At 52.9% G+C, this 22,358-nt stretch carries 21 protein-coding genes; 13 read left to right on the top strand and 8 right to left on the bottom strand.

Going from position 1 to position 22,358, the window contains the following annotated elements; all coding sequences use genetic code 11:
* The first annotated feature begins 29 nt into the window (after nt 1-29).
* From rpoZ to HMPREF1028_RS08715, 4 genes are all read left to right on the top strand, one after another.
* The gene (gene rpoZ, locus HMPREF1028_RS08730; RefSeq protein WP_003740638.1) at nt 30-236 is read left to right on the top strand and encodes a DNA-directed RNA polymerase subunit omega; all 207 of its coding nucleotides are present in this window, start codon (nt 30-32) and stop codon (nt 234-236) included.
* Nucleotides 237-344: 108 nt separating this feature from the next.
* Nucleotides 345-2,501, top strand: coding sequence for a bifunctional (p)ppGpp synthetase/guanosine-3',5'-bis(diphosphate) 3'-pyrophosphohydrolase (locus tag HMPREF1028_RS08725; protein ID WP_003764533.1), 2,157 nt, complete (start codon nt 345-347; stop codon nt 2,499-2,501).
* A 378-nt stretch (nt 2,502-2,879) separates the two neighbouring features.
* The gene (gene rpsU, locus HMPREF1028_RS08720; protein ID WP_002214819.1) at nt 2,880-3,092 is read left to right on the top strand and encodes a 30S ribosomal protein S21; all 213 of its coding nucleotides are present in this window, start codon (nt 2,880-2,882) and stop codon (nt 3,090-3,092) included.
* Between the two features lie 332 nt (nt 3,093-3,424).
* Nucleotides 3,425-3,871 (top strand): GatB/YqeY domain-containing protein, encoded by a 447-nt coding sequence (locus tag HMPREF1028_RS08715; RefSeq protein ID WP_003744883.1) that lies wholly within the window; start codon nt 3,425-3,427, stop codon nt 3,869-3,871.
* A gap of 88 nt (nt 3,872-3,959) precedes the next feature.
* Here HMPREF1028_RS08715 and HMPREF1028_RS08710 read toward each other — a convergent pair whose 3' ends face one another.
* The 3 genes from HMPREF1028_RS08710 to HMPREF1028_RS08700 are packed head-to-tail and all read right to left on the bottom strand — an operon-like array spanning nt 3,960 to nt 5,781.
* On the bottom strand, nt 3,960-5,282 hold the full coding sequence (locus HMPREF1028_RS08710; protein ID WP_009312420.1) for an MFS transporter: 1,323 nt from the start codon (nt 5,280-5,282) through the stop codon (nt 3,960-3,962).
* Nucleotides 5,279-5,476, bottom strand: a complete 198-nt coding sequence (gene ccoS / locus HMPREF1028_RS08705) for a cbb3-type cytochrome oxidase assembly protein CcoS (RefSeq protein ID WP_003744897.1) — start codon at nt 5,474-5,476, stop codon at nt 5,279-5,281. The genes HMPREF1028_RS08710 and ccoS overlap by 4 nt, the downstream gene beginning before the upstream one ends.
* Complete coding sequence (locus tag HMPREF1028_RS08700) at nt 5,476-5,781, bottom strand: hypothetical protein (RefSeq protein ID WP_019270221.1); 306 nt, start codon at nt 5,779-5,781, stop codon at nt 5,476-5,478. The genes ccoS and HMPREF1028_RS08700 overlap by 1 nt, the downstream gene beginning before the upstream one ends.
* 522 nt (nt 5,782-6,303) lie before the next feature.
* Between HMPREF1028_RS08700 and HMPREF1028_RS08695 the strand changes: the two genes are divergently transcribed.
* Entirely contained in the window at nt 6,304-7,500 is a 1,197-nt protein-coding gene (locus tag HMPREF1028_RS08695; protein ID WP_009312415.1) for an acetate kinase, read from the top strand.
* 257 nt (nt 7,501-7,757) lie between these two features.
* Here HMPREF1028_RS08695 and HMPREF1028_RS08690 read toward each other — a convergent pair whose 3' ends face one another.
* Nucleotides 7,758-8,786: a T6SS immunity protein Tli4 family protein gene (locus HMPREF1028_RS08690; RefSeq protein ID WP_009312413.1), complete on the bottom strand. Its 1,029-nt coding sequence runs from the start codon at nt 8,784-8,786 to the stop codon at nt 7,758-7,760.
* A gap of 202 nt (nt 8,787-8,988) precedes the next feature.
* Here HMPREF1028_RS08690 and HMPREF1028_RS08685 point away from each other — a divergent pair, with 202 nt between their 5' ends.
* Together HMPREF1028_RS08685 and HMPREF1028_RS08680 are read left to right on the top strand one after the other, a co-directional pair.
* Nucleotides 8,989-9,732 carry a pseudouridine synthase gene (locus HMPREF1028_RS08685; RefSeq protein WP_009312411.1) on the top strand — a complete coding sequence of 248 codons (744 nt, stop codon included), beginning with the start codon at nt 8,989-8,991 and terminating at the stop codon, nt 9,730-9,732.
* 75 nt (nt 9,733-9,807) lie between these two features.
* Complete coding sequence (locus HMPREF1028_RS08680) at nt 9,808-10,266, top strand: isoprenylcysteine carboxylmethyltransferase family protein (RefSeq protein ID WP_009312409.1); 459 nt, start codon at nt 9,808-9,810, stop codon at nt 10,264-10,266.
* A 177-nt stretch (nt 10,267-10,443) separates the two neighbouring features.
* Here HMPREF1028_RS08680 and adhP read toward each other — a convergent pair whose 3' ends face one another.
* Nucleotides 10,444-11,487, bottom strand: coding sequence for an alcohol dehydrogenase AdhP (gene adhP, locus HMPREF1028_RS08675; RefSeq protein WP_003764565.1), 1,044 nt, complete (start codon nt 11,485-11,487; stop codon nt 10,444-10,446).
* A 443-nt stretch (nt 11,488-11,930) separates the two neighbouring features.
* Here adhP and HMPREF1028_RS08670 point away from each other — a divergent pair, with 443 nt between their 5' ends.
* Nucleotides 11,931-13,406 carry an aldehyde dehydrogenase family protein gene (locus HMPREF1028_RS08670; protein ID WP_009312407.1) on the top strand — a complete coding sequence of 492 codons (1,476 nt, stop codon included), beginning with the start codon at nt 11,931-11,933 and terminating at the stop codon, nt 13,404-13,406.
* 225 nt (nt 13,407-13,631) lie between these two features.
* On the opposite strand, the gene HMPREF1028_RS08665 is transcribed toward HMPREF1028_RS08670, so the two are convergent.
* The 3 genes from HMPREF1028_RS08665 to secA form a co-directional block, all read right to left on the bottom strand.
* A complete protein-coding gene (locus HMPREF1028_RS08665) occupies nt 13,632-14,441 on the bottom strand; it encodes a sulfite exporter TauE/SafE family protein (RefSeq protein ID WP_009312405.1) in 810 nt (269 codons plus the stop codon).
* A 3-nt stretch (nt 14,442-14,444) separates the two neighbouring features.
* Nucleotides 14,445-15,209: a CDP-diacylglycerol--serine O-phosphatidyltransferase gene (gene pssA, locus HMPREF1028_RS08660; RefSeq protein ID WP_003776916.1), complete on the bottom strand. Its 765-nt coding sequence runs from the start codon at nt 15,207-15,209 to the stop codon at nt 14,445-14,447.
* 175 nt (nt 15,210-15,384) lie between these two features.
* Complete coding sequence (gene secA / locus HMPREF1028_RS08655) at nt 15,385-18,138, bottom strand: preprotein translocase subunit SecA (RefSeq protein ID WP_009312402.1); 2,754 nt, start codon at nt 18,136-18,138, stop codon at nt 15,385-15,387.
* A 157-nt stretch (nt 18,139-18,295) separates the two neighbouring features.
* Between secA and HMPREF1028_RS08650 the strand changes: the two genes are divergently transcribed.
* The 5 genes from HMPREF1028_RS08650 to dapE all read left to right on the top strand — a co-directional run bounded on the left by HMPREF1028_RS08650 (nt 18,296) and on the right by dapE (nt 22,197).
* Entirely contained in the window at nt 18,296-18,718 is a 423-nt protein-coding gene (locus tag HMPREF1028_RS08650; RefSeq protein ID WP_003776918.1) for a DciA family protein, read from the top strand.
* A gap of 292 nt (nt 18,719-19,010) precedes the next feature.
* Nucleotides 19,011-19,598: an azurin gene (gene azu, locus HMPREF1028_RS08645; RefSeq protein WP_003776920.1), complete on the top strand. Its 588-nt coding sequence runs from the start codon at nt 19,011-19,013 to the stop codon at nt 19,596-19,598.
* A 93-nt stretch (nt 19,599-19,691) separates the two neighbouring features.
* Nucleotides 19,692-20,201: a hemerythrin domain-containing protein gene (locus HMPREF1028_RS08640; protein ID WP_009312399.1), complete on the top strand. Its 510-nt coding sequence runs from the start codon at nt 19,692-19,694 to the stop codon at nt 20,199-20,201.
* Between the two features lie 118 nt (nt 20,202-20,319).
* The gene (locus HMPREF1028_RS08635) at nt 20,320-20,940 is read left to right on the top strand and encodes an HI_0552 family protein (protein ID WP_003776923.1); all 621 of its coding nucleotides are present in this window, start codon (nt 20,320-20,322) and stop codon (nt 20,938-20,940) included.
* Nucleotides 20,941-21,051: 111 nt separating this feature from the next.
* Nucleotides 21,052-22,197 carry a succinyl-diaminopimelate desuccinylase gene (dapE, locus tag HMPREF1028_RS08630; protein WP_009312396.1) on the top strand — a complete coding sequence of 382 codons (1,146 nt, stop codon included), beginning with the start codon at nt 21,052-21,054 and terminating at the stop codon, nt 22,195-22,197.
* Nucleotides 22,198-22,358 lie beyond the last annotated feature (161 nt).

Raw genomic sequence — 22,358 nt, 5'->3', positions numbered from 1 at the left:
TCACAAATTAATAGAAAGAAAGCAAACAAATGGCCCGTATCACCACTGAAGACTGCACAGGCAAAATCCCCAATCATTTCGACCTGACCCTCGTCGCCGCCCGCCGCGCTCGCCAGCTTGAAAACGGCAACGCCCCTATGGTTGACGACATCCGCAACAACAAACCGACCGTTACCGCCCTGCGCGAAATCGCCGCCGGTCAAATCGGTACCGAACTGCTGACACGCAACAAATAATACCGGCAGGCAAAATCTGCCCAACCGCCGCGCGGATTGTATCGGCGCGACATCCGACCGATACAGTCTGACGGCTCAAAACAAAACACACACCGAAGGCCGTCTGAAATGCCCGCCCCCCAGCCCACTGCCCCCTACGACGCGCTGACTGCCGAAGCACGCGAACTTTTGTTCCGTACCGCCTCCTATCTCAGCCCATCCGAACAGGCCGAGCTTGAAAAAGCCGTCGCCTACGCCTTTCACGCCCATGACGGACAAACCCGTAAAAGCGGCGAACCCTACATTACCCACCCCCTTGCCGTCGCCACGCAACTTGCGTTGTGGCACATGGACATACAAGGCTTGTGCGCGGGCGTGATGCACGACGTACTCGAAGACACGGGCGTATCCAAAATCGAAATGGCGGCAGAATTCGGCGAAACCATCTCCGAGATGGTGGACGGGCTTTCCAAACTCGAAAAACTCAAATTTGAAGATCATGCCGAGCATCAGGCGGAAAGTTTCCGCAAGCTCATCCTCGCCATGACCAAAGACGTGCGCGTGATCGTCGTCAAACTCGCCGACCGCCTGCACAATATGCGCACGCTCGGCTCCATGCGCCCCGACAAACGCCGCCGTATCGCTAAAGAAACCCTCGAAATCTACGCCCAAATCGCCAACCGCATCGGCTTGAACAACGCCTACCAAGAGCTTCAAGATTTATCGTTTCAAAACCTTCACCCGAACCGCTACGAAACCCTTAAAAAAGCGATGGACAACAGCCGCAAAAACCGCCGCGACGTCGTCGGCAAAGTTTTGCGCGCCTTCAGTCAGCGTTTGGTCGGCGCGAACATCGAAGCCAAAATCAAAGGCAGGGAAAAAAACCTGTACAGCATCCATCAAAAAATGTTGGCGAAAAAATTGCGCTTTGCCGAAGTCATGGATATTTACGGCTTCCGCGTCATCGTCAACAGCATTCCCGCGTGTTATGCCGCACTCGGCGCGCTGCACAATCTCTATCAGCCCAAACCCGGACGCTTCAAAGACTATATCGCCATCCCCAAAAGCAACGGCTACCAAAGCCTGCACACGACCCTGGTCGGCCCATACGGCTTGCCCATTGAAGTCCAAATCCGCACGCGCGAAATGGATGCCGTAGCCGAAGGCGGCATTGCCGGCCACTGGATATACAAATCTGGCGAAAATACCGTCGATCAAGCCGTCCTCCATACCAACCAATGGCTCAAAAACATCCTTGATTTGCAAGCCAGCAGCGCGAACGCCATCGAATTCCTCGAACACGTCAAAGTCGACCTGTTCCCCAACGAAGTCTACATCCTGACGCCCAAAGGCAAAATCCTCACCCTGCCTAAAGGATCGACGCCCATAGACTTCGCCTACGCCGTCCACACCGACATCGGCCACAAAACCGTCGCCGCCCGCATCAACAACACCATGATGCCCCTGCGTACCAAACTCAAAACCGGCGATTCCGTCGAAATCATCACTTCCGAACACGCCAAGCCCAATCCGGCATGGCTGAATTTCACCGTTTCCAGCCGCGCGCGCAGCGCCATCCGCCAATACGTCAAAAACCTCAACCGCCACGACGCCATCGTCCTCGGCGAAAACCTCCTGCAAAAAGCCCTGTCCAGCCTGTTGCCCAAAGACGTATTGCTTTCAGACGACCTCAAAGAAAAATACCTCGCCGACCTCAACGACAAACAAACCTCGTTTGAAGAAGTCCTCTACAACGTCGGTATGGGGCATACCCTGCCCGTGTACGTCGCCATGCACATCGCCGAACTGGCAGGGCAGCACTTCGGCAGCGAAGTCAAACTCAGCCCCATCAAAGTCAACGACCAAGAAACCGGCCGCATCCATTTTGCCGAATGTTGCCACCCCGTCCCGGGCGATTCCGTCCGCGCCCTTTTGGTCAAAGACAAAGGCATGATTATCCACCGCGATACCTGTCCAACCCTGCTCAAATCCGACCCCGAACAGCAGCTTGATGCGAACTGGGAAGGCATAGGCAGCCATACCTACCGCACCGGACTCAGTATCCAATCCGAAGACGCCCACGGCCTGCTCGCCCTTATGGCGCAAGCCATCTCCAATTCCGGCGCGGATATCGAGTCCGTCGAAACCCCCAACAAAGCGCTGGCAGGTACGGAAGGCTTTGTCGAATTCAAGTTCATCATCAAAGTGAAGGACTTGGCGCAAATCAACCAAATTATTCACAACCTGCACGCCATTCCCCAAGTGCGTAAAGTGGTCAGAAGCTAGCGGAAGAAGGGCGGTAAAGCCGATGTCGTTTTGCCGCCTGATAGGGTTTAAGTTTTCTTAAAATCAAAAACAAAATCAGCAAGACGCGCGAAATACCACAAAGGTCGTCTGAAAACCGATATTCAAGGTTTTCAGACGACCTTCAAACTTGACAGGAACGACGCAATCAAAGATAATCCCGCAATTCATTTGCAGCCGCATCGACGGCATACCCGGCGCCAAGCCGACTTGTTAGGAGGTGATGTTTACATCATGGCGCGTATCCCGCCGGTCGCGAGACACCCGAGATACAAACAACCACTTTTTTGACAAGCCGCCCCTTTTTACCTTTCTTCCTTTCGGCGGTTTGAAACCAGAATTCAATTTAAAGGAAATAAAATGCCTGCAATCCGCGTTAAAGAGAACGAACCCTTCGAAGTAGCCATGCGCCGTTTCAAACGTGCCGTAGAAAAAACCGGTCTGTTGACCGAGCTGCGCGCCCGTGAAGCTTACGAAAAACCGACTACCGAGCGCAAACGCAAAAAAGCCGCAGCCGTAAAACGCCTGCAAAAACGCCTGCGCAGCCAACAACTGCCTCCTAAAATGTACTAAACATCAATTGCAGGTCTGCCCTGTGATGCCGAAACACACCGCAAGGCTTGACCTGCGGTGTGTTTTGTTTTTCAGACGACCTTTAGGAGCTGTCGACATTCAATAGTTTCCGTGTCTTTTTATCCCCCAAGCGGTATCTTCTGCGTTGGAAATCCTCACAAGGTGTCCAACCTTGTTGCGGTTTCCGCCTTGAATCTTCCGCTTTGTGAACAAAAATCCACTTGGAAAATTAAATGTCGACAGCCCCTAGGATAATAGGTCGTCTGAAAAATAGAGAATCCCTAAGGCAGTATGTGCAATACCATCTTCCATCTTTTCCTGAAAGTCATCCCATGAGCCTGAAAGCACAATTAACCGAAGACATGAAAACCGCGATGCGTGCCAAAGATCAAACTGCTTTAAGCACCATCCGCCTCATCAATGCCGCCATCAAACAATTTGAAGTGGACGAGCGCACCGAAGCCGATGACGGCAAAGTGATTGCCATCATCACCAAAATGGTCAAACAGCGCAAAGACAGTGCCAACATCTACGCCGAAGCAGGCCGTCAGGACCTGGCGGACAAAGAAAATGCCGAAATCGAAATCCTGCACCGCTACCTGCCGCAAATGATGTCTGCCGAAGAAATCCGCACTGCCGTGGAAACCGTAATCGCCATGACCGGAGCTTCCGGAATGGCTGACATGGGCAAAGCCATGGGCGTGTTGAAAACCCAGTTGGCGGGCAAAGCCGATATGGGTGAAGTCAACAAAATCCTCAAAGCTGCGCTGACTTCATAATTGAATACCGACCGCTTTGGACGGATTCAAAAAAAGGTCGTCTGAAACCGAGATTTCGGGTTTCAGACGACCTTTTTTAAGCTTAGGCTTACCGTTTGCCGATATTGTGAAATATCTTGCCCATATCGTTTAAGAAACGGGGTTCGCGCTGGATCAGGTAAACAATCAAGGGGATATTGCCGATGGCGACGATCAGGTAAAGCAGGGAAATGCTGTCGAACAGCATCAAGAGTACCGCGCTTAAAATGGCAGCCGATACCATGAACACGCCATTGATAATGTTGTTGGCGGCGACGGCGTGGGCGCGGAAGGATTCGCTGCTGGCGGTTTGCAGCCAAGTGTAGAGCGGGACGGAGAAGAAGCCGCCGAAGAAGCCGATCAGCGTCATGACGAGCATGACGGGATACGCCATGCCTTGCGACAGGAACCAAGTGATGCCGTTGAGCTCGGTAAAGCGTTGCCCTTGGGTCAGCCATACCAAAATCAAGCCGAATACGGTCAAACCCGTCGTGCCGACGGTTACCAAGCCCAAGAGCAAGCGTTCGTGGCTGAGTTTGGCGCACAACACCGAGCCGGCGGCGATGCCGATGGAGAATAGGGCGAGCATGAGGTTGAAGACGTTGTCGTTGCCGCCCAAATGGATTTGCGTAAAAGTCGGCAGTTGGGTGGTGTACACCGAGCCGATAAACCAAAACCATGATATGCCGATGATGGATGTGAAGACGGAATCATATTGCACGGTTTCGCGCAGGAGCGCGTGCGTACCTTTGACGATGTTCCATTCGATTTTGGTGTTGGGGGCTTTGGCGGGGACGTTAGGCATGAAGAAGCTGGTCAGCGTGCCGCCGATGGCGACGAGCAAGACTAAGATGCCGACGACGGAGGGCGGCAAGCCTGCGACGGACGTGCCTAAAATCTGACCGAACAAAATGGCGATGAATGTTCCTGATTCGATCAGGCTGTTGCCCATAATCAGCTCTTTGTCGTTGAGGTAATCGGGCAGGATGGCGTATTTCAGCGGGCCGAACAACGTCGATTGCGCGCCCATGCAAAACAGGCAGACCAAGAGTAGCGGGGCGGACTGGATATAGAAGCCGAACGCCGCCACCGCCATGATGACGATTTCCAATACTTTGATCCATCGCGCCAAGACGGCTTTGTCGAATTTGGTGCTCAGTTGTCCCGACAGCGCGGAAAACAGGAAATACGGCAGGATAAACAGCAACGCGCCCAAGTTCAGCATTTGGCTGGCGGGCAGGAAGTTGTTTTTGCCCAAACCGTAGAAGCTGATCATCACAAACAGCGCGGTTTTGAACATATTGTCGTTGAACGCGCCCAGAAACTGCGTCCCGAATAATGGGGCGAAACGGCGGCTGGTCGGGAAATTCAGATTGTCTTTTTTGAGGCTCATTTTTCGGATTCTTGTTCTTCTTTTTCTATTTCGTTTTCAAGCAGTTTGTCGGTGGAATCGTCGTCCATCAGAATGCGGTGTGCCGGTCCTTCGAGATCGTCAAACTGCCCGTTTTTGCCCGACCACCAGAAAAAATAGCCGATGGCAAACGCCAAAATAATACTGATGGGCACTAAGATAAACATACTTTCCATCACATCGCTCCGGTCAAATCGGTTAAGACAAAAGTCTGTCCCGATACGGTCAGATATTCGTTGCGCAGCGAGCCGACGGGGGCGTCGTCAAAAAACAGTTCGATACGGTCTTTCACGACGCGCCAATATTGCGGAATCTCGGTTTGCCCGAAAGGCGCCAAAACCTCCGCCGCCACGCCTTCTTCACTTTGCAGCTTGACGGCGAAACGCCCGCTCTGCGGCTGAGTTTCGGATTCATCATCCGGCAGCATGATGAAAAAGCCCACATGGGCGCCTTGTTGCGTATGGATACTGAAATAGTGCATATCAAAGAATCTTAAAAGGCTGCCGCTGTTTTCAGACGACATAGTGAATACAAAAACTTTCTAAATGTAACAGTTTGACACGCCCCTGCAAAGGGCTTTACGCCCCCGCGTTCGACAGGTCGTCTGAAAACAAACCGTTTCCCTTTAAACATCAATATCTTCCTTTATCGCTTTCCGCCTGCTCCAAGTCAAACATTAAGCCAAGCAGCCGCCCCCGTTTTTTGCTAGAATAGCGCGGTTTACATTCATCAACCGATTTCAGACGACCCCGTCCAACCGGCGGCGGCAGAAACCACACGGAAAGCAATATTCATAAAGTTGCCCCATTCCGAATGTAGCAATCATTTTTCTTTCATAGATTTTACGCCACCAACCGATACGGCCTGCCGCGCAGATGCCCGGCTCGAACCTCAAGCGCATCCACTATGCCTGCGGGAGATGTTTGGCGGTATATCCACGACAAAGAACAGATTGCCGATACTGCCCGCACAGGTCGTCTGAAACATCCAGGAGCCACAACAAATGACCCAAAAACTCATCCTAGTTTTGAACTGCGGCAGCTCATCCCTCAAAGGCGCCGTGCTGGATAACGACAGCGGCGAAGTCCTGCTCAGCTGCCTTGCCGAAAAACTCAACCTGCCCGACGCTTACATCACGTTCAAAGTAAACGGCGAAAAACACAAAGTCGACCTGTCCGCCAAGCCCGACCACACCGGCGCAGTTGAAGCCCTGATGGAAGAACTCAAAGCCCACGGCCTCGACAGCCGCATCGGCGCCATCGGCCACCGCGTTGTCAGTGGCGGCGAACTGTACAGCGAATCCATCCTCGTTGACGACGAAGTCATCGCCGGCATCGAAAAATGTATCCCGCTCGCCCCTCTGCACAACCCCGCGCACCTCTTGGGCCTGCGTGCCGCACAAAGCATTTTCAAAGGCCTGCCCAACGTCGTCGTTTTCGACACCGCCTTCCACCAAACCATGCCGGAACACGCCTACAAATACGCCATTCCGCAAGAATACTATGAAAAATACGGCCTGCGCCGCTACGGCGCGCACGGTACCAGCTACCGTTTCGTTGCCGACGAAACCGCACGCTTCCTCGGCAAAGATAAAAAAGACCTGCGCATGGTGATTGCCCACTTGGGTAACGGCGCGTCCATTACCGCCGTCGCCAACGGAGAATCACGCGATACCAGCATGGGACTGACCCCGCTGGAAGGCCTCGTGATGGGTACGCGCAGCGGCGACATCGATCCCGCAGTCTTCGGCTTCCTCGCTGAAAACGCCAACATGACAATCACTCAAATCACCGACATGTTGAACAAAAAATCCGGCCTGCTCGGCTTGTCCGGCCTGTCCAACGACTGCCGTACCATCGAAGAAGAATCCGGCAAAGGCCATCCCGGCGCGAAACTCGCCCTGGACGTCTTCATCTACCGTCTCGCCAAATACATCGGCAGCATGGCTGTGGCAGCCGGCGGTCTGGACGTACTCGTCTTCACCGGCGGTATCGGCGAAAACTCCGACATCATCCGCGAACGCGTACTCGGCTACTTGGGCTTCCTCGGTCTGAAAGCCGACCACGAAGCCAACCTGAAAGCCCGCTTCGGTAACGCAGGCGTGATTACGACTGCCGACAGCTCAGCCGTCGCCGTTGTTATCCCGACCAACGAAGAATTGATGATTGCACACGACACCGCCCGTCTGAGCGGCCTGTAATACAGCGAGTCATCCGATAAAAAACCTGCCGAAAACGGCAGGTTTTTTGTTGGCACGGCAAAAAGCATGATTTGTCTGCATGACCCGCTTCGGGATTTCCTCTCTGTCGTCAAACAAAAGAAGAGGGCGCAGGTTTTTCTGCTTTATGTCCCGAACGATATTTACCCCGATTTCTTCCCTCTCAGCAAGAGCCGCGATAAGTTGCTTTTCGGTAAAAAGGTCGTCTGAAAACCATTTTCAGACGACCTTTTTCATCGCTATTGCTTCACAGGTTTCAAAGTCGGCAAAACCGTATCCCAAATCGCCAGCACTTCGGCTTCGCTGCGCTTCGTCCCGTCTTTTTTCTCCGCGCCAAACTGCATCATGATGCGCGGGTCGCCGCCGTCGCGTTCCCAAAAGAACATATATTTGTTACCGCCCCATTTCACCAATTTTTCCTCGCCCGACATACCGTTGATGGTGCGTTTGCCTTGGCGGATGGTGCGGGTTAACGCTTTAACCATTGCGCCTTTCCCCAGATTTACCTTACGTTGCAGCAACGTCGGTTCGCCTGCTTTCAACACGTCGCCGTGCATGATTTCCAGACTCATATCGTGTTGTTTGGCAAATTCGACGGTGCTATGGACTTCAAACGGTTTTTTGCCGTCGTCCGCGATAAAACCGCCTATCAGACAAATGCCGTGTTTATTTGGCACTTCAAATTCCTGTCTGGTTTTCAACCCATTGAGGATTTCTTGGCGGAATTTTTTCTCCATGGTGTTTATTGCTTCTTTTTCTTGGGTTTTCCAGTTGGCAGGGGCTTTGCCATGATCAGAAGGAATGCGGAAATAACTACGCACAATATAAGCATCATCATTATCCAGCTTGAAATATAAATCGGCTTCGTAGGGCATACCGCGATCTCGGATAATATGCTCCCATTCAAAATCCCTACGCGTTACCTGCATCATTGCCCGATCCGGAATCAGGGTGCGGGTATCGACGACAATTTTTGTTCCTGCTCTACCATTTTGCTTAAACTCGTTGATATTCCTAACGTTTCTCTTCCAGTCGTTAAACATAACCATCACACTCCAGCCGTTGTAATCAAGGTGCGTACTGCCGTGACGGCGTTGGGACGGCAGGCGCAATTGATAGCGGCCGCTGCAATAGGGCTGTTCGGTCCAGTAGTCGGTATCGATGGCGGATTTGGTGACGGTCGGCGAATTTTCTGCCGATGGGGAAACGGTGGGCGTGCAGGCTGTGGCGGCGAGAATAAGCGACAGCGTAGTCAGACGGATGGACATGGATAAGCTCCGTGATGAATAGGGGTCGTCTGAAAGTATAGTTTATTCAGACGACCTTTGTCATAAAACGGGCTTGGCGGTATTTATTCGACATGGGCGGGCATTTCGCGCGTCCGTAAGATGGGCGGTATGTCGATAATGTCGGTAGGGAAAATGACGGTTTGGCTTTATAATCTGATTCATTCTTTTCAGGCAAACCATTATGGAACACGATTCAAACGAAACCATGCGCCTTTCCAAACGTATGGCGCAATTGGGCTTATGCTCGCGCCGCGAGGCGGACAGCTACATCGAGCAAGGCTGGGTCAAGGTCAACGGGCAAACCGCCGTACTCGGTCAGAAAGTAACCGAACGCGACCGCATCGACCTCAACCGGCAGGCGCATGAAAAACAGGCGGAGCGCGTCACCATCCTGCTCAACAAGCCCGTCGGCTACGTCAGCGCGCAGGCGGAAAAAGGCTACAAATCCGCCGCCGAGCTGATTACCGCCGACAACCGTTGGGAAGGCGACGACAGCCGCATTCCGTTCAGCGAAAAACACAAATTCGGCTTGGCGCCCGCCGGCAGACTGGACATCGATTCCGTCGGGTTGCTGGTGTTGACGCAGGACGGCCGCATCGCCAAACAGCTTATCGGCGAAAACAGCGGCAGCGAAAAAGAATATCTGGTGCGCGTGCGCGGCAAATTGGACGAAAAAGGACTTGCCTTGCTCAACCACGGATTGAGTTTGGACGGCGAGAAATTGCGCCCCGCCAAAGTAGAATGGCAAAACGAAGACCAGCTGCGTTTCGTGTTGAAACAAGGCAAAAAACGGCAAATCCGCCGTATGTGCGAACTTGTCGGTTTGCGCGTCGTCGGGCTGAAGCGGATTCGGATGGGTAAGGTCAAACTGGGCAAACTGCCGCCCGGCAAATGGCGCTATCTGCGGGCGGATGAGTCGTTTTGATTGGATTTGAACTTGGGAATGACGGCAAGAGGTCGTCTGAAAACGTCACTGTATCCGTTTTATAAAGACAATAATATGAATTTAGAAACCAAAATCCCGCCGCCGGCGATATGTTTTATCTGCGCATTGCTGATGTATGCCTCTGCGCAAGTATCCGCGCTGGTAGGCATACTGCCACACTTTCCGATATTGCTGTCGGTTGTTTTGATAGCGTTTGGGACAGCGTTGGGTGTGTTAGGTGTGTGGGCGTTTCGCCGTGTGCGCACGACCGTCAGCCCGTTCAACCCCGAACAAACCGAACACTTCGTTTCAGACGGCGTGTACCGTTTCAGCCGCAACCCGATGTATGCGGGCATGGGCTTCTGGCTGGCGGCATGGGCGGGACACTTGGCGCATCCGTTGCCGTGGCTGTTTTTGGCGGTATTTGCCGCCTATATGACGCGTTTTCAAATCATGCCTGAAGAACGTGTTTTGGCGCGGAAATTCGGTGCCGAGTACGAAGCGTACTGCAGCCGCGTCCGCCGTTGGTTATAAAAGCGGCAACGTCAAATCAGATATCGCCATCCTGCGCCTTTGCGGCATGAAATGATCCGGCTGCGCAGGTTGCCCCTGATTGTGTGAATCCGCGATGGTTCAAATCAAACAAAAGGTCGTCTGAAACCCGAAAAAAAAGGTTTCAGACGACCTTTTCATTCAACTGCCTACATCAAATCAATGATGACCGCAGCCGCATTCTTTTTTCATGTCAATAACCATGCGCCCGGTGATTTTGCCTTCGCGCATTTCTTGGAAAATTGCCGGAGCTTCGTCCAAAGCACGCAGTTGGACTTTCGGTACGACCAAGCCTTCTGCGCCGAATTGGAAGGCTTCTTCCAAGTCTTTGCGCGTACCGACCAGCGAGCCGACCACTTCGATGCCGTCCAAGACCAAACGCGGGATGGACAGGTCCATAGATTCGGGCGGCAGACCGATGGCGACGACGCGGCCGCCTGCGCGGACGCAGTCCACGGCAGAGTTGAACGCGGCGGCGGATACGGCGGTAACAACGGCTGCGTGTGCACCACCGGTTTTTTCCTGAATCACTTTGGCTGCGTCTTCTTTGGCGGCGTTAATGACTAAATCTGCGCCGCTTTCTTTAGCGAATGCCAGTTTTTCATCATTGATGTCGATGGCGACGACGTGTGCGCCGAATACTTTTTTCGCGTATTGGACACCCAAGTTGCCCAAACCACCCGCGCCGTAAACGGCAATCCATTGTCCCGGACGCACGCCGGAAACTTTCACGCCTTTGTAAGTGGTTACGCCGGCGCAGGTGATACTGGAAGCTTGTGCAGGGTCAAGACCGTCGGGTACTTTGACAGCGTAGTCTGCATCGACGATACAGTGGGTCGCCATGCCGCCGTCAGCGGTGTAGCCTGCGTTCAATACGGAACGGCACAAGGTTTCGCGACCGGTATTACAGTATTCGCACGAACCGCAGCTTTGGAACAACCATGCGATGCTGACGCGGTCGCCGACTTTCAGGGCGTTCGCGCCCGGAGCGACTTCTTTGACGATGCCGATGCCTTCGTGTCCCAACACGCGGCCTGGTTTTTCGCCGTAGTCGCCTGCCGCAACGTGCAAGTCGGTATGGCACACGCCGCAATATTCGACTTCAACCAACGCCTCGCCGTATTCCAACGGGCGCAGTTCGCGTTCTACAACTTCTACATCGCCTGCTACATTTTGATTCACAACAACTGCTTGCATCTTCATGGTGTTCTCCTTGGCATTCGTAAGAAATCCGTAAATGGTGGGACAGGCGGAATCGGAATAACGCCCTTCCTCTAAATGAGAATACTCCCCTTCATTTCGCTGTGTCAACACCCTATCTTTTTGAAAAATAAGAAATAAAATGTTATACCATAACATTTTATCTGCGTAAAAATATACCTGTTAAAGCGCTGAAAAATTCTTACACATATCATGTAAAAAAGGTCGTCTGAAAACTTTAAATACATTAACAAACCCGCTTCATTTCCATGCGGGGTCAAGCCTTATCGGATTAGATTTCCTATTTTAGAAAATTACATATTTGGAATTTTGAGAACGATATCATTTTTAGTGCTTGAACTGAAAGAGAAAAAATACTATTCTATTTTCAGACGACGTTGGAGATACGTCCGAAACCTCAAGAAGACAACCAAGGAGACAGCATCATGGCAAAAGATTTAAATGTGTTTGATAAAGAGTACGGCCTCTTGATTAACGGCGTGTGGACCAAACCCGGCGCGCTTTTGGATTCATACAATCCTGCCAACGGAGAATTGTTAGCCAAATTTACCGACGCATCCGATGCCGATGTCGATGCTGCGGTTGCCGCCGCGCAAGAAGCGTTCAAAACATGGCGCAAAACCACCACCACCGAACGCGCTGCCATCCTCAACAAAATCGCCGATGTGATTGACGAAAACTTGGAATTGTTCGCCTTGCAGGAAACGCTGGACAACGGCAAACCCATCCGCGAAACCCGCGCCGCCGATATACCTTTGGCTTCCGACCATTTCCGCTACTTTGCCAGCGTAATCCGCGGCGAAGAAGGCACTGCCACCCAGCTTGACTCCGAAGACCTGTCTATCGTCCTGCGCGAACCTATCGGCGTAGTCGGTCAAATTATCCCGTGGAACTTCCCTTTCCTGATGGCGGCTTGGAAAATCGCCCCCGCACTTGCCGCAGGCTGTACCATCGTTATCCACCCGTCTTCCAGCACTTCGCTGAGCCTGTTGTCGCTCGCTCAAAAAATTAACCACCTGCTGCCTAAAGGCGTGCTGAACATCATCACCGGACGCGGTTCTAAATCCGGCGAATACATGCTGCACCACAAAGGCTTCAACAAACTCGCCTTCACCGGCTCGACCGAAATCGGCCGCCGCATCGGCATAGCTGCCGCCGAAATGCTCATTCCCTCCACCTTGGAGCTGGGCGGCAAATCCGCCAACATCTTCTTTGACGACATGCCGTTTGACAAAGCCCTCGAAGGCGCGCAAAAAGGCATTTTGTTCAACCAAGGCCAAGTGTGCTGTGCCGGCTCGCGCATCTTCGTTCAGGAAGGCATTTACGACAAATTCGTCAACGCCTTGGCTGAAGAATTCAAAAAAATCAAAGTCGGCCTGCCTTGGGAAGACGACACCCAAATGGGTTCGCAAGTCAATGCCGGCCAGCTTGAAACCATTTTGAAATACGTCAAAATCGGCGAACAAGAAGGCTGCCGCATCATCACCGGCGGTAAGAAAATCGAAGGCGAGTTGGGCAAAGGCGAATTTGTCGAGCCGACCTTGATTGAAGCCGGCAGCAACAGCGCCCGCGTCGCCCAAGAAGAAATCTTCGGCCCGGTTGCTACCGTAATTAAATTCAAAACCGAAGAAGAAGTCATCAAAATGGCGAACGACAGCGAATACGGCCTAGGCGGCGCAGTGTGGAGTACCGACATCAACCGCTGCCTGCGTGTTTCCAATGCACTGGAAACCGGCCGCGTTTGGGTGAACTGCTACAACCGCCTGCCCGCAGGCGCACCGTTCGGCGGCTACAAAACTTCAGGTATCGGCCGCGAAACCCACAAAATGATGCTCGCCGCTTATACTCAGGTGAAAAACATCTACATCTCCACCCGCGAAGAGCGCGAAGGCTTCTATTGATTGCCTGTTGAACATCGTTTATTGATGTAGAAAAAAGGTCGTCTGAAACCCAGATTTGGGTTTCAGACGACCTTTTGTGTTGAGTGGTGTTCTTATGAATGCTTGTCGTTGCAGACGAATAACCGTCCGTCAGACTAGGCTTTTGGGAAAGATTAAACGTTTTTTAGGAAGGGCATGCAGTCAAAGGGTAGGGAGAATTTCGTTATACAGTGTTCGTCGTCATGATCAGCGGATAAGGTTCCAAGCCATTTTGACAGCAATCAGCAGCAGCATGATACCGAAGGAGATTTTGAGCTGGCGGGCGGGGAGTTTGTGCGCGGTTTTGACGCCGATAGGGGCGAAAATCATGGTGGCGATGCTGAGGATGGCGACGGCGGGCAGATAGAGGAAGCCGCCGGAGCCGTGGGGGAGATTGGGGATGTTCCAGCCGGTAATGAGATAACCGATTGTGCCTGCAAACGCAATCGGCCAGGCGAGACCGGAGGATGTGCCGATGGCGCGGTGGGCGGGGAAGTTGCAATACATCAGGAAGGGGACGGACAGTGAACCGCCGCCGATGCCGACCCAGCTCGAAGCTGCGCCGAACAATGTGCCGACCGCACTCAGACCGGGTAGGGCGGGCAGGTGGCGCGAAGCTTTGGGTTTGGAGTCGGCTAGGGTTTTGAGGGCGATGAGGGTCAGGAATACGATAAAGAAGATTTGCAGGGCGCGGGTAGGCATGTATTTGGCGGTGACCGCGCCGATCAGTACGCCAAATATCATGGAGGGGGTCATGCGGCGGACGGTCTGCCAGTCGATGGCGCTTTTTTTGTGCTGTGCGTACATGCTGGAGAAGGTGGTGAATACCATGACGGCGAAGGATGTGCCGATGGCGAGATGTTGGGCGTAGGGATGACTGCTGATGCCTTGCAGTTGCAGCGTCCACAAGACGACGGGGACAATCAATGTGCCGCCGCCTACGCCGAACAATCCTGCAATAAAGCCCGCCGCGCTTCCGACGGCGAGCAGGGCGAGGATAATATCCCAAGTCCACATTTTTCAGACGACCTTTTTGTTCCTGCGGCGTTTTTTCAGCCAACGCCGTGCCGCCATAATGTAGCCGGAGAGACTGTACCCCAAGAAGAAGAGGAATAAGACGAGGGCGGGCTTCCATGTGATTAAGAGGAGGATCAACACGGCGATTACCATGCCCATAAACGGGACTTGGCGGCGGATGTTGATTTCTTTAAAGCTCCAAAACGGGATTTGGACAATCATGGAAATGCCGGCGAAAAGCGTGATGCCCAATGCCCACCAATGTACGCCGGGGAAGCGTTCGACGCTGTGGTTGACCCAAATCAGACCGACAATCAACGCGGCGGCGGTCGGGCTGGGGACGCCGATAAACCAGCGTTTATCGACTTTGCCGATAAGCGTGTTGAAGAGGGCGAGGCGCAGGGCGGCGCAGGCGCAGTAGATGAAGGCGACGGAATAACCGATTTTGCCGAACTGCGAAAGTTGCCATTTGTAAATAATCAATGCAGGTGCAACGCCGAAACTGACCATGTCGGCAAGGCTGTCGAGCTGTTCGCCGAATGCGCTTTGGCTGTTGGTCAGCCGCGCCACGCGCCCGTCCATGCCGTCGAGCAGCATGGAGAGGAATACTGCGATCGCCGCTATTTCAAAGTGCTTGTGCATGGATTGGGTGATGGCGAAGAAGGCGCAGAACAGGGCGGCGATGGTGAAGGAGTTGGGCAGCAGGTAGATACTGTTGCGGCGCAATGAATTGCGTTGCAGGTTTTGAGGGTTTTGCGTATTGTCCATAAGCGTTCGATGATGCTGTACGAAGCAGATTTAGGGATTATACCGTATCGTGACCGCCTGACAATTTAATAACGATGGTATTTTTTTATGGCGGCGCGGTTCTGTAACTTGGGTGATGAAAAAGGTCGTCTGAAAACCTTTCGAGGTTTCAGACGACCTTTTGTTTAAGCTGTCATCAGCTCAGTTTGCCGTGGCATTGTTTGTATTTCAGGCCGCTGCCGCAAGGGCAGGGGTCGTTGCGGTGGACGACTTGGCCTTGGGCGGCAAGTGCTTCGGGGCTGAAATCCGTTCCGTCGGGATCGAACGCTTCGGTAACCAAATTGGTTTGGGATTGTCCGAGCAGTTCTTCCATGTCGGGCGCTTCGGAGTGGATGGTTTGGATGCCGACGGGTGCGGGTTCGGCAATTTCTTCTACATCGGTGTTGCGCTCGATTTGGACGGAGGTCAAGAGGGCGGCGGTTTGATGCTTGATGCCGCGCCACAGGTTTTCAAACATGGCGAAGGCTTCGCGTTTGTATTCCTGTTTCGGATTTTTCTGTGCATAGCTGCGCAGGTGGATGCCTTGGCGCAGGTAGTCCATGGCGGCAAGGTGTTCGCGCCATTGCAGGTCGATGACTTGCAGCATGACGTTGCGTTCGAAATCCGCCATCGGTTTTTTACCGACCAGCTCGACTTTGGCCGCGTATTCTTCTTCCACGCGTTTAATCAGGCGCTCTTTAATGTCCTGATTGTCCAAAGTGGTGTCTGCTTTGAGCCATGCTTGGATGTCTTCGTGCAGGCGGAATTCGGCGGCAAGCTGGCTTTCGAGTGCGGGGATGTCCCATTGCTCTTCCATGCTGTCGGGCGGTATGTACAAATCGACCAAATCGCTGATGACTTCTTCGCGGATACCTTTAGTCAGGTCGCTGACGTCTTTGCTGTTGAGGATTTCGTTGCGTTGGTGGTAGATGACTTTACGTTGGTCGTTGGCAACGTCGTCGTATTCCAATACTTGTTTGCGCATGTCGAAGTTGCGGCCTTCGACTTTGCGTTGTGCGCCTTCGATTTGACGGGTCAACATGCCGTGTTCGATGGCGACGCCGCGTTCCGGCGCAAGGCGGTTGAGGATGGCGGCGGCACGATCGAGCGCGAAGAGGCGTAGCAGAGGATCTTCAAATGAGAGATAGAAGCGGCTGGAGCCGGGGTCTCCCTGACGGCCTGCGCGTCCGCGCAATTGGTTGTCGATACGGCGGCTTTCATGGCGTTCGGTACCGATGATGTGTAGACCGCCTGCTGCGACCACTTGGTCGTGTTCTGCCTGCCAGCCGTTTTCAAGGGCGGCGATTTGTGCAGCTTTTTCTTCGTCGCTCAGGTTTTCGTTGGACTGGATGGCTTCGATTTGGTGCTTGAGGTTGCCGCCGAGGACGATGTCGGTACCGCGGCCCGCCATGTTGGTGGCGACGGTAATGGCACCGACTTTACCGGCTTGGGCGACAATCAGGGCTTCGCGTTCGTGTTCTTTAGCGTTGAGGACGTTGTGCGGCAGTCCGGCTTTTTGCAGAAGACGGGAGACCAGCTCGGAGTTTTCGATGCTGGTGGTACCGACGAGGACGGGTTGTCCGCGTTTGTGGCATTCTTCGATGTCTTTGACGACGGCTTCGAATTTTTCTTCGGCAGAACGGAAAATCTGGTCGTTGAAGTCTTTACGCTGTACGGGGCGGTTGGTCGGGATGATGACGGTTTCGAGGTTGTAGATGCTTTGGAACTCGAAAGCCTCGGTATCGGCGGTACCGGTCATGCCGGAGAGTTTGGTGTACAGGCGGAAGTAGTTTTGGAAGGTGATGGAGGCGAGGGTTTGGTTTTCGCGTTTGATTTCCACGCCTTCTTTGGCTTCGACGGCTTGGTGCAGGCCTTCGGACCAGCGGCGGCCGGACATCAGACGGCCTGTAAATTCGTCCACGATGACGATTTCGCCGTCTTGGATGACATAGTGTTGGTCTTTATGGAATAACGTATGCGCGCGCAATGCTGCCATGAGGTGGTGCATCAGGGCGATGTTGGCGGCGGAGTAGAGGGAGTCGTTTTCCTGCAGCAAACCCATTTGAATCAGGATTTGCTCGGCGTGTTCGTGACCCGCTTCGCTCAAGATGACTTGGTGTGCTTTTTCATCGACCCAGTAATCGCCTTCGCCTTCTTCGGTTTCTTGGCGGATGAGGTGCGCGGGAAGGCTGTTCATGATTTGGTACAGCTGGATGTTGTCATCCGCCTGACCGGAGATAATCAGCGGGGTGCGCGCTTCGTCGATCAGAATGGAGTCCACTTCGTCCACTACGGCAAAATTCAATTCGCGCTGAACTTTGTCGTATTGGTCGGTTACCATGTTGTCGCGCAGGTAGTCGAAGCCGAATTCGTTGTTGGTACCGTAGGTAATGTCAGAGCCATAGGCGTTTTGACGGTCAAACGGCTGCATATCGGCAACGATGACGCCGACGTTTAAGCCGAGGAAGTTGTAGAGCGGTTCCATAATGCCTGCGTCGCGGGCGGCGAGGTAGTCGTTGACGGTAACAACGTGCACGCCTTTGCCGGACAGGGCGTTGAGATAGACGGCAAGGGTGGCGACCAAGGTTTTACCTTCACCGGTACGCATTTCGGCGATTTTGCCGTCGTGCAGCACCATACCGCCGATAAGCTGGACGTCGAAGTGGCGCATGCCGAGTACGCGGCGGGACGCTTCGCGACAGACGGCGAAGGCTTCGACCAAAATGTCGTCCAAAGTCTGACCGTTGGCAAGACGTTGTTTGAATTCGGCTGTTTTAGCCTGTAAATCCGCATCGCTCAAGGCTTTCATTTGTTCTTCGAGTGCGTTGATTTTGGCAACGGATTTACGGTATTGTTTGAGCAGCCGGTCATTGCGGCTGCCGAAGATTTTCTTAGCAATGTTTGTCAGCATGAAATAGTTCCTGCGCCTGATATAAAATAATGGCGAAACGGGGATTTTAACACAAGCCTCGCGGCAAGGCAGTCATGCCGTTTGAAATAAAGGCAGTTTTACCGGATTTCAATCTTGATAATACAACCGTACACTTTGAAAAGGTCGTCTGAAACATATGAATTTGGAACAATTGGGCAAGCGGGATGCGCGGTTGGCCGGTTTGTTGCAGCAGTCGCAACAATGGCGCAGGCTGGATGCGGCAGTCAAACGCATCCTGCCGGCAAACCTGCACCCGCACTTTCAAACCGCCTGCATCGAAGAGGGCAGGCTGGTGTTGCTGGCGGCAAACGGTATGGCGGCTTCGCGCCTGAAAATGATATTGCCTGCGCTTGTGCCGCAGCTTCAGGATTTGAACGCGGGGATTCGGGATGTGGCGGTCAAAGTCGTGCCGAAGCCGCCAGCGCAACCCAAAGTCAACAGCCTGCATTTGAGCGGGGCGGCATTGGAGAGTTTTGATGCGGCAGCGGCAAAATTGGAAGACAAGCATCCCGAATTGGCTGCCGCGCTGGCGGAGTTGGTGCGCAAACACAGCCGATAGTTTGAAATGGTTGTGTTGTTTGTTAATTAAAGTTAAAGAGTATTTCGTATGACTGATAAAATCTAATACTAAAGAAATACGACATTAATAGTAGCCATTCTCATTTGTGTAAACTGAGGTAAAATAGCCGTTGAATTTTGGATTTGTTCGATTTGTTGTAGCAGAATATAGCTTCATTTTCATCCTTCTTTCGCTTGCGGATATGAAATCTGAAATTAGGTTCATTAATATATATTCGCAAGTTTTATTTTGTAGAACTTAACATATTCTCACCTATCATTAGGAGATACACATGAAAGCTTATTTGGCTCTGATTTCCGCTGCCGTTATCGGCTTGTCCGCTTGTTCACAAGAAGCTTCAAAACCTGCCGAAGCCTCTGCTCCGACTGCATCTGCTGCTTCCGAAGCCGCACCTGCACCTGCAGAAAGCGCACCTCCTGCCGATGCTCCTGCTTCCGGCGCGGCTTCAGCCAACTCTGCCGCAGCACCTGCCGCCGGCAACTGCGCGACTACTGTCGAAGCCAACGACGCTATGCAGTTCAACACTAAAGAAATCCAAGTCAGCAAAGCTTGTAAAGAATTCACCGTTACTCTGAAACACACCGGTACCCAACCTAAAGAAAGCATGGGTCACAACATCGTCATCGGTAAAGCCGAAGACATGGACGGTATTTTCAAAGACGGTGCCGGCGCTGCTGCAACCGACTATGTGAAAGCTGACGATGCACGCGTTGTTGCCCACACCAAACTGGTCGGCGGCGGCGAAGAAGCTTCCCTGACTCTGGATCCTGCCAAACTGGCGGGCGGCGAATACAAATTTGCCTGCACCTTCCCGGGACACGGTGCTTTGATGAACGGCAAAGTGACTTTGGTCGACTAATCCGTCCAAGCTTCAAAATACAGACAGCCTGCTTTATGCAGGCTGTTTTGTTATAAAATGGTCGTCTGAAAAGTACCCATTGAGAACACAAACATGAATCCGTTTGAAACCAAAAGCGTTACCTTTGCCGAACCGATTGAAATACTGTACGCCTGCCACGGCAAAGTGCGCCGTTTCTGCGGCCAGGTCGCCATGTTGTCGGACTATATTGCCGAAAACGGCTGCAATCGGATTGTTTTGCAAACCATCCGCCAAATCGCCCAGTATTTCAACGTTGCCGCGCCGCTGCACCATGAAGACGAAGAAGAAAACTTCTTCCCGCTCCTGCTGCAATACGCGCCGCAAGCCCAAGAAAGCGTGGACGAGCTTTTGCGCCAGCATGTGAGCCTGCATGGTAACTGGGATGCCGTGGCTGTCGAATTTGCCAAACTCGAAGCAGACAACGCCTATATCCCCGATGCGGAAGCGTTCAAACGCTTTGTGGCAGGTTACGATGTCCATTTGGCGATTGAAGAACCCTTGTTCGACATGGGCAAAACGTTTATCCCCAAAGAGAAACTGACCGAAATCGGCGAAATCATGGCGGCGCGCCGGCGCAGATAAGGTCGTTTACAGATTACCGTTTCTTCAAACAAGGCCGTCTGAAAACTTGAAAACAGAGTTTCAGACGACCCCAGTATCCCCCGTAACACAACCACGTCGTCTGAAAAGGAAGCAAACCATGCTGACGCCAAAAAGCTGCGATTTGTTCAATATCCCGTTTTTCCAGTTTGCCCAGCTCAAAAAATACCAGCCCGAGAGCATTCCGCAAATCAAAGCCGACTACAAGGAAAACTGGCAGATATGGCAGCAGCTGATACAACAGGTCGCTGCGGATTTGGGCGAACCTTTCGCCCCGCCGCATATCGAACGCTGGTGTAACGGCTGGCAGGTTCGCGCCCATTTCTTCGCCTACTTCAAATACGCCCAATACAAAAACTCCGCCGCGATTTTATCGATTTTATTGAACCGCCGCCGCCTGAGCGTCAGCTTGGACTGGCACTGCTACAAAGCCGACGTGTCGCCGATTGCGCTGCCCGAATACAACCGCTGGCTGGATGATTTCGATACCGAAAAATACGCCGCATTCGATATGTGGCACGGCGCGGAAAGCGAATATGACGACTACCGCACCGTCGCACAGCAAAGCGAATCCGACCGAAGATTGCAAAACGACGAAGACTTTTTCTGCATCGGCAAACACATCGAACGCGACGATTTGGGCAAACAGGATGTAGCAAAATGGATAGTTGAAACGGTGGAAGATTTGCTGCCGCTTTACGAAGCCTGTCACGGCAAATGATTCAGAAAACTGACGGGTACGAATCCCGCCCCACATACCAACCTAACCCGGAGGTCGTCTGAAAATCAGATTGAGAACATTTCAGACGACCTGATTTCCAAAGTGAACAAAATGACCGAAACCCAATCCCTAGAACTCGCCAAAGCGTTGATTTCCCACCCGTCCGTTACCCCCGACGACCGAGATTGCCAAAAACTGCTTGCCGAACGCCTGCACAAAATCGGTTTTGCGGCTGAAGAACTCCATTTCAGCGATACCAAAAACATCTGGTTGCGACGCGGCACGAAAGCTCCCGTTGTCTGTTTTGCAGGACATACCGACGTTGTGCCGACAGGCCCTGTTGAAAAATGGGATTCGCCCCCGTTCGAGCCGACCGAGCGCGACGGAAGATTATACGGGCGCGGCGCGGCGGACATGAAAACCAGCATCGCCTGCTTCGTTACCGCCTGCGAACGCTTTGTTGCCGAACATCCCGACCACCAAGGCAGCATTGCGCTCCTGATTACTTCCGACGAAGAGGGCGACGCGCTGGACGGTACGACCAAAGTCGTCGATGTATTGAAAGCGCGCGACGAGCTTATCGACTACTGCATCGTCGGCGAACCGACCGCCGTGGACAAATTGGGCGATATGATTAAAAACGGCCGACGCGGCTCGCTGTCGGGCAACCTGACCGTCAAAGGCAAGCAAGGCCATATCGCCTATCCCCATTTGGCAATCAACCCCGTCCACACTTTTGCCCCGGCCTTGTTAGAGCTGACGCAGGAAGTCTGGGACGAAGGCAACGAATACTTCCCACCGACCAGCTTTCAAATTTCCAATATCAACGGCGGCACAGGCGCGACCAACGTCATTCCGGGCGAGCTGAACGTCAAATTCAATTTCCGCTTCTCCACCGAGTCCACCGAAGCAGGGCTGAAACAACGCGTTCACGCCATTTTGGACAAACACGGCGTGCAATACGATTTGCAGTGGTCGTGCTCGGGGCAGCCCTTCCTGACCCACGCGGGCAAACTGACCGACGTGGCACGCGCAGCCATTGCCGAAACCTGCGGCGTAGAGACCGAATTGTCCACCACCGGCGGCACTTCGGACGGACGCTTCATCAAAGCCATTGCGAAAGAACTCATCGAATTAGGCCCGTCCAATGCCACCATCCACCAAATCAACGAAAACGTGCGGCTGGACGATATTCCGAAGCTGTCGGCGGTGTATGAGGGGATATTGGCGCGGTTGTTGGCTGAAAAGGCCGTCTGAAAAGAAGATGGGCTATCGGATATGGATGTCCGACAATTTGATTAGACCTAACGTGAGTTTGAGATAACGCATTGATTTTTATGTAGAGCGATTTATTTGAACGGCAATCCATTCCCTCTCCCGTGGGAGAGGGTTAGGGAGGAGGGTAGTTAGGGCGGTCG

It is taken from the genome of Neisseria sp. GT4A_CT1 (genome assembly GCF_000227275.1).
Taxonomy (GTDB): domain Bacteria; phylum Pseudomonadota; class Gammaproteobacteria; order Burkholderiales; family Neisseriaceae; genus Neisseria.
Note: the sequence above shows the minus strand (reverse complement) of the source record. Positions and strands in the feature narration are given on the sequence as shown.